This window comes from Streptomyces aurantiacus JA 4570, assembly GCF_000414115.1.
Taxonomy (GTDB): domain Bacteria; phylum Actinomycetota; class Actinomycetes; order Streptomycetales; family Streptomycetaceae; genus Streptomyces; species Streptomyces aurantiacus_A.
In genome coordinates, this window is the sequence record NZ_AOPZ01000362.1 from 25,641 (window position 1) to 32,772 (window position 7,132).

The window sequence follows — 7,132 nt, forward strand, 5'->3', positions numbered from 1 at the left end:
TCGTCGGCCCCGACCGCCGAGCGGTCCCGGCTCGACCGGGGCTGCTTCAGGTCGGCCAGGAGGTCATCGAGGGCCTGGCCGAGGGCTGCGGAGTTGGCCGGGCCGAACCATGTGGTGCGGATGCGTTCGTTGTTCCCCTTCGGGGTCTCGTGGTCGGCGGCGAGCAGCCCACGACGTGAGCGTGGCGAGATACGAGTAGTGGGTGGTCAGCGTCCCCGTCAGCGCGGAGAAGACGTCGAACGCCGCCTCGTCCGCGACCGGCTGCGCCCCGCCCAGCCGCTCGAAGAGCGCGTCCACCACCGGGTGGGACGGAAACGTCACCGTGACGGAGCGGCGTTCACGTACGGAGGGCGGGGGGGATGGCCCGCACCAACGGGGCGTCGGTGGCGAGTGTCCGGCGCAGGTCGTCGTTGGCGACGCCGGACATCACGTTCACCACGATCTTGTCGTCGGGCACCCTCAGGCCGGCGAGTGCTTCGTGCCGGTCCACGGCGCGTACGGCGATGATCACCACCTCGGAGCGGTCCACCGTGACCGGGTTCTGTTCTTCATCGACGTCGTGCTCGGTGTCCTGCTCCACCGGATGGGGATGACCGGCCGACCGATGGCCGATGCCGACGTCGACGCGCTCGTGGATATGGTCCTGTCGCACTTCGCCAACGGCCGTGGCCCGGCTTGGAGGCGCGCCGACGCCGCGCCCGGTGGCGTCACCACGTCCGGGCGGTCGACACCACGTCACGAGTGGCCGAGGACCGGATGGGGCCGGTACGGGGCCTCCAGGCGGGCGATCTCCTCCTCGCTCAGGGACACTTCCACCGCCGCGATGGCGTCGTCCAGATGCTTCAGCTTGGTCGCGCCCACGATCGGCGCGCTGACCGCGGGCTTACTGAGGAGCCAGGCCAGGGCGATCTGTGCGGGCGGCAGCCCCCGCTCACCGGCGACCTCGCGCACCGCGTCGACCACGTCGAAGTCGGCGTCCCCGTACAGCTTCCCGGCGAGTTGGTCGCTGCCCGCGCGGATCGTGCGCTGTGCGCCACCGCGTTCGCGGGAACCGGTGAGCAGCCCGCGCGCCAGCGGGCTCCAGGGGACGCAGCCCACTCCCTGGTCGAGGCAGAGCGGGATCATCTCGCGCTCCTCCTCGCGGTAGGCCAGGTTGTAGTGGTTCTGCATCGACACGAACTTCGTCCAGCCGTGTGTCTCCGCGACGTGCTGGGCCTTGGCGAACTGCCAGGCGAACATGCTGGAGGCGCCGATGTAGCGCGCCTTGCCCGAACGCACCACGTCGTGCAGGGCCTCCATCGTCTCCTCGATCGGCGTTTCGTGATCCCACCGGTGGATCTGGTACAGATCGACGTGGTCGACCCCCAGGCGCCGCAGCGACGCGTCGATGCCGGACAGGACGTGCTTGCGCGACAGGCCGCCGTCGTTGGGCCCGGAGCCCATCGGGAAGTAGACCTTCGTGGCGAGCACGTAGTCGTCACGGCGGGGAAAGACCTTGTCGAGCAGCCGCCCGGTGATCTCCTCGCTCACTCCGCGCGAGTACATGTCCGCGGTGTCGAAGAACGTCACCCCGGCCTCCGCCGCCCGTCGCACGAAGGGCTCGGCCGCCTCCTCGTCCTGGAACCACGCCCATTGGGCGGGATCGCCGTAGCTCATCATGCCGAGACAGACCCGCGAGACCTTCAGCCCTGTCGAGCCGAGCCTGGTGTATTTCATTCCGTGTCCTTCTGCCGATTTCAGTGTGTTTTCGCTGGTGGGGTTCTTTGCTGATGGGCTGCTGTTCCGGCGGCGACCAGCGCGATGCCCACCAGGTCCGAGACGGTGGGACGCTGGGCGAGCACGACCAGGCCGACGGCGGTGGCGGTCGCCGGCAGGATGGTGAGCATGAGCGCGAACGTGGCGCGCCGCAGCCGGGCCATGGCCAGCTGGTCGGCCACGTACGGAATGACCGAGGAGCAGACGCCGACGCCGACTCCGGCAAGCAGCCAGACGGGGTGGGTGAACGCCGGCCATGCCTGGCCGATCCCCGCGGGTGTCGCGACGAGAGCCGCGATCAGCATGGCCGCGCCGAGCCGGTCGATCCCGCCCGGTTGCCGACGCGTCCCTGCGTTGGCGGCGCGGTGACCGAGGACCACGTACAGCACGAACAACGCGGAGTTCGTGAACGCGAAGACGAACCCCAGCGGCTCCCCGGCGAGCCGGATGTCGGTGAGGACGAGCACGCCGCCGACGGCGAGGCACAGCGCGAGCATGTTGCGTCGCGTGCGGGCGCCGACGGCGGCCAGCCCGATCACCCCGAGGAACTCGATCGCGGCCACCGTGGACAGCGGGAGCCGCGCCACGGCCAGGTAGAACACCGTGTTCATCGTGGCCAGGACCAGACCGAGCAAGACCAGGTCCCACGACTGCCCCCGCGTGAGCTGCCCCCTCAGCCGCCACGGCCTGCGCCAGACCGCGAAGACGACGGCCGCACCGGCGATCCTGAGCCAGGCGACGCCGATCACGTCCATGTGGGCGAACAGCAGCACGGCCAGCGCCGGGCCCAGGTAATGGAAGACCGCGCTGACCCCGAAGTAGGCCGGTGCCGGGACCGGGATCGTCGCTGTGCGGGTCATGCGGGGTATCTTGCAGGCCACAGCAGCCGAATTGAATGTCTGTTTGAAAGCGGGGGGAGCCGGATGCCTGGAGAATCAAGGTCGAACGGTCAGAAGACCTACAGTGAGCAAGTCAGGCTCCTCGACGCGGTCAATGTGCGTCTTCTCTCCGAACTCCACGACGACCCGCGCCTGTCGATGTCGGAGCTGGCCCGCCGCGTGGGGATGTCCGCTCCCGCCGTCACCGAACGGGTCCAGCGCCTGGAGCGGCTCGGCGTCATCACCGGCTACCGGATGAACGTGGACCCCGCCGCGCTCGGCATGCCGGTGACCGCGCTGGTCCGCATCAGTCCGGGGCCGGGCCAGCTGCCGAACGTCGCCAAGGCCGCACTCAACACCCCACAGGTGGTCGAGTGCCACCGGATCACCGGCGAAGACTGCTTCCACCTCAAGGTCCACGCGCCGTCGATCGAGGGCCTGGAGGAAGTCCTCGACACATTCCTGCTCTTCGGGCGGACGAGCACGTCGATCGTGGTGTCGACACCGGTGCCGCTGCGCCCGCTGCCGGTGCCGCTGCCCGGCCAGGAGTGATCCGACAGTTCCGGCTCAGCGACCGCGGGTCAGGTCGCCGGGCACAGGACGCCGCGGCTGTCCGCGACGTCGAGCTCACCGGTCACGACGTGCAGGGCGAACTGCAGGTCGCGCAGGCCGCCGAGGGAGCTGAAGTCCCGTGCCGTGTGCCGCTCCAGCGCGCGCAGGTGGGAGCGCACGGTCGCTTCCGAGAGGCCCAGGGCGCGTGCGGCCGGTTCGATGTGGGCGTCGTGGGTCAGCCAGACCGTGGCGGTGGTCAGCAGGTCCCTGCGGTCGCCGCGGGCGGTGTGCAGCAGGGTGTCCGCCCAGGCGAGGACCTGGGGCGCGGCCAGCAGTGAGGCGAGGGTCGGGGGCGTCGCGCCGGGCTCGGCGGCACCCGCGGGGCGTTCCCGCCTCGTGACCAGCTCCAGTGCCAGGCCGACGGCGATGCGGTCGGCGACGGTGCCGAAGTCCACGTTCAGCGCCTCCGCCGCCCGGGTCACGCGCCGCGTGACGGTGTTGCGGTGCAGGCGCAGACGGCGTGCGGCGACGGTGTAGGGGTGGGCGAGGGCGCTGGCCAGCGTCTCGCGCATCTGCTCCCACTGGGTCTCGTGCCGCATCAGCGGGTCGAGGAGATGCCTGGCCCAGCGCTGTGCTTCGCGCGGCGGGAGCAGGCCGACCAGATCGGTGTGGTGCGCGGACAGCGCGACCGCGTCGGACTGGTGGAGGGCGAACCGCTGGGCGGCGACGGCCTCTTTGAGCGCCTCGGCGAGCATCGACATGGAGTAGACGCCGCTGCCGCTCAGGGAGGCATCGGCCCCCAAGGCTGCGACCAGCCGGGCGAGTTCGGCGGGAACTCCGGACGCGCCGGGGAGTTCGGCTGTGCCGGGCAGCTCGGCCGTGCCGTGTACTCCGGACACGCCGGGCAGCTCGCCCGAGCCGGAAGCGCCGGGCAGCTCGGCCCAGCCGGGCCCGCCGGACGCACCGGCGAGTTCGCCTGTGCCGCCGATGCCACCGATGCCGCCGGAACTGCCCGCACCGCCCAGGAGGGATGCGGTGGATGCGGTGGCTGCGCGGCCGCCGACCCGGGCGCCCCGGGCGGGCTCCTGGATCGGCTGGACGACCAGCACCCGGCGCTCCTCCCGCGGATCCGCGATCACCAGGGCGCGGCCCGCCGTGACGGCCTCGCACCGGCGCACGGCGGCGTCCCGGTGGGTGCGCGCGGTCTCGATGACGAAGACGCGGGCCGTTTCCGGCTCCAGGAGACCGGGGGCCTGCGGGGCCATGACCCGGCGCGCCTTGTCGACCTCGGCGTCCAGGAGCAGTTCCACCGCGGCTCGCCGGGCCGCACGCGAGGCGTCGGCGGCCGCGCGGTACTCCCTGCGCGCCTGGTCCAGGAGGCCGAGGAGCTTGGCGGCCTGGCCCAGGAGGCGGACCTCGGTGTCGTCGAACGGCGCCGAGGCGCGGGCCACGGCCAGCACCGTGTCCGCGCCGTGGGCCGGGGCGAGGGTGATGAGCCGGGTGTGCGGTCCGCCGGCCCGCTCGGGCGTCGCCGCGCCGACGGACCGGTGAATGATCGCCGGTGCCAGGGTCTCGGCCGCGGTGGCCGGCGAGGCCGCGAGGACGCGCTGCGGTTCGCTCACGAGGACCTGCACGTGCAGGGCGCGCGCGAGCCAGTCCGCGATGCGCTGCATCGCTCTGGGGTCGGCGAGCTGGGCGGGCATCTGCTGGACGAGCGTGGCGAGTTGAGCGGCCCGGCGCTCGGCACCGGCCAGCCGGTTCTCCTGGAAGCGGTGCCGCGCCGTGACCCACTCCCGCAGCGGTGCGGTGGTGACCAGCAGGGGGATGGCGAGTACGGAGGACAGCTCGCGTATCGCCTGCGGGAAGGGCTGATGGGCGCCGGGCGTCGCGTTCACCACGAGGCCGGCGCACTTGTCCAGCGCCAGCTGCTCCACGAGCGTCTCCAGCGCGACCGCCGCGTGCCCCCGGAGCCGGAACGGCAGTCCCGTGACCAGGACCAGGGATCCGGGTTCGAGGCGTCGCTGGGGCTCGCCCTCCATGAGCTGCGGAAGGGTCAGGGTCGTCAGTCCGGTCACCCCTGCCGACTCGTACCGGGCGGCGTCGATCCCTCCGGCGAAGGCGAGCTCGAGCTCGTCCCTGCCGACCAGCGCGCCCAGTGTCAGCACGTCATCTCCCGCTTCTGCCAGAGGCGTTGGTGATGTCTCTCGACACACTCAAAGGGTTGCGAACAGAGATTGCAAGCGACAAGGTGTGCACTGTCCGCAAGTTGAGGTGAGTGCCGGAAGGAGAGTTCGTGGCCCGCGAAAGGTCAGGCCCGACCCTCGCGCACCTCGTTCTGGCCACCCGGCTGAAAACCCTGCGCGAGGCGGCGGGGCTGACGCGTCAGCACGCGGCCGACGCGCTCGGCGCCCACCCGGTCACCGTCCGCCGGATCGAGCAGGCCCAGACGTCCCTGGACGAGGGTCAGGTCCGGGCGCTGCTGCGGGCGTACGGGTCGCCCGTCGCGGAGATCGACGAATTCCTCGGCAAGCTGGCGACGGCGAACCTCCCCGGCTGGTGGCATCCGTGGCGTGCCGCCATGGACCCGTGGCAACTCGACCTGATGAGCGTGGAGTCCGCGGCCAGCATGATCCGCGCCTGGGAACCGGCCCTCGTCCCCGCCCTGTTGCGCACCCGGGCCTACGCCCGCGCCGTCGACGACGCCCTGCGCCCGGATCTGTCCCCCGCCGACAAGGACGCGCGGACCGAGCTGCTGATGAAGCGTCAAGAACGGTTGCACGCACAGCAGACACGCATCTGGGCCGTGATGTCGGCGACGGCTCTGCACACCCGCGTAGGCGGTGACGACGTCATGGCCGAGCAGATGGCCGCCCTGCACGCCGCCGTCGACGGGCCCGACGTGACCTTGCAGATCCATCCGCTGGACGGGCCGCCGCACGCCCTGACCGGCACCCCCGCGATCACCGTCTACCGGGTCGAGGCGCCGGAGATCCCCGACCGGGTGGTCCGTGAGGGCGGCCCGGCCGGGAGCGCCGACGTCTGGGACGTCTCCGCGACCGTGACCGACTACCGCCTGCTCCTCGACTACTCCTGCGCCATCGCCCTCCACCCCGACAAGTCGAAAGAGGCATTGCCTTGACCGAGCCGACCAATCCCCAGCAGATAGACACCTCCGTCGCCCACAGCGCGCGCGTCTGGAACTACTGGCTGGGCGGCAAGGACTGGTTCCCCGCCGACCAGGCCGCGGGTGACGCCTACCGCGACAAGTACCCGCTGATCGAGCCGATGGCCCAGGAGTCCCGGGGCTTCCTGATCCGTACGGTGACCTGGCTGGCCCGGGAGGCCGGGATCAGGCAGTTCCTCGACGTGGGCGCCGGCCTGCCGACGGCCAACAACACCCACGAGGTGGCCCAGCGCATCGCCCCCGAGTGCCGGGTGGTGTACGTCGACCACGACCCGCTCGTCCTGCTGCACGTCCACGCGATGCGCAAGAGCACACCCGAGGGCGCCATGGACTACGTCCTGGCGGACATGCGCGACACGGACGCCGTCCTGGAGGGCGCGGCCAAGACCCTGGACCTGACCCGGCCCGTCGCCCTGGTGATCAATGACGTCCTCGGCCACATCGTGGACTGGGACGAGGCGCTGTCGCTCGTACGCCGCCTGGTGGACCGGCTGCCCTCTGGCAGCTATGTGTCCCTGAGCCACTCCACCGCCGCGGACGACAAGCACCGGGAGGTGCAGGAGGCGTACAACAACTCCGGCGCGATTCCCTACATCTTCCGGGAGCCGGAGCAGACGGTGGCCTTCTTCGAGGGCCTGGAGCTCGTCGAGCCCGGCTATGTGTCCTGGCCCAACTGGCGGCCCGAGGCGACCACCGGCCGGCTCACCGTGCGCGCGGGCTGGGGCGGCGTCGCACGGATCTCATGACGACGAGCGGCAAGGGC

8 protein-coding genes are annotated in these 7,132 nt (G+C 71.5%); 3 read left to right on the forward strand and 5 right to left on the reverse strand.

The annotated features are described in order from the left end of the window. Nucleotides 1-63: 63 nt before the first annotated feature. The 4 genes from STRAU_RS44070 to STRAU_RS30440 form a co-directional block, all read right to left on the reverse strand. Nucleotides 64-321 (reverse strand): hypothetical protein, encoded by a 258-nt coding sequence (locus tag STRAU_RS44070; RefSeq protein WP_259300026.1) that lies wholly within the window; start codon nucleotides 319-321, stop codon nucleotides 64-66. 16 nt (nucleotides 322-337) lie between these two features. Further along, complete coding sequence (locus tag STRAU_RS44075; RefSeq protein ID WP_016644261.1) at nucleotides 338-652, reverse strand: pyrroline-5-carboxylate reductase family protein; 315 nt, start codon at nucleotides 650-652, stop codon at nucleotides 338-340. A gap of 83 nt (nucleotides 653-735) precedes the next feature. Then, nucleotides 736-1,716, reverse strand: coding sequence for an aldo/keto reductase (locus STRAU_RS30435; RefSeq protein ID WP_016644263.1), 981 nt, complete (start codon nucleotides 1,714-1,716; stop codon nucleotides 736-738). A 20-nt stretch (nucleotides 1,717-1,736) separates the two neighbouring features. Further along, complete coding sequence (locus STRAU_RS30440) at nucleotides 1,737-2,615, reverse strand: EamA family transporter (protein WP_016644262.1); 879 nt, start codon at nucleotides 2,613-2,615, stop codon at nucleotides 1,737-1,739. 63 nt (nucleotides 2,616-2,678) lie between these two features. On the opposite strand from STRAU_RS30440, the gene STRAU_RS30445 reads away from it, so the two are divergent. After that, the gene (locus STRAU_RS30445) at nucleotides 2,679-3,185 is read left to right on the forward strand and encodes an Lrp/AsnC family transcriptional regulator (RefSeq protein ID WP_016644264.1); all 507 of its coding nucleotides are present in this window, start codon (nucleotides 2,679-2,681) and stop codon (nucleotides 3,183-3,185) included. Nucleotides 3,186-3,214: 29 nt separating this feature from the next. On the opposite strand, the gene STRAU_RS44080 is transcribed toward STRAU_RS30445, so the two are convergent. Further along, nucleotides 3,215-5,350: a helix-turn-helix domain-containing protein gene (locus tag STRAU_RS44080; protein WP_016644265.1), complete on the reverse strand. Its 2,136-nt coding sequence runs from the start codon at nucleotides 5,348-5,350 to the stop codon at nucleotides 3,215-3,217. A 128-nt stretch (nucleotides 5,351-5,478) separates the two neighbouring features. Between STRAU_RS44080 and STRAU_RS30455 the strand changes: the two genes are divergently transcribed. Continuing rightward, entirely contained in the window at nucleotides 5,479-6,324 is an 846-nt protein-coding gene (locus STRAU_RS30455; protein WP_037662942.1) for a helix-turn-helix domain-containing protein, read from the forward strand. Continuing rightward, nucleotides 6,321-7,115 carry an SAM-dependent methyltransferase gene (locus tag STRAU_RS30460; RefSeq protein ID WP_016644267.1) on the forward strand — a complete coding sequence of 265 codons (795 nt, stop codon included), beginning with the start codon at nucleotides 6,321-6,323 and terminating at the stop codon, nucleotides 7,113-7,115. The genes STRAU_RS30455 and STRAU_RS30460 overlap by 4 nt, the downstream gene beginning before the upstream one ends. Nucleotides 7,116-7,132 lie beyond the last annotated feature (17 nt).

What these genes read in the sequence shown, in the direction of transcription:
- STRAU_RS30445 (WP_016644264.1), top strand. Translation starts at nt 2,679, where the DNA reads ATGCCTGGAGAATCAAGGTCGAACGGTCAGAAGACCTACAGTGAGCAA.
- STRAU_RS30435 (WP_016644263.1), bottom strand. Translation starts at nt 1,716, where the DNA reads ATGAAATACACCAGGCTCGGCTCGACAGGGCTGAAGGTCTCGCGGGTC.
- STRAU_RS30440 (WP_016644262.1), bottom strand. Translation starts at nt 2,615, where the DNA reads ATGACCCGCACAGCGACGATCCCGGTCCCGGCACCGGCCTACTTCGGG.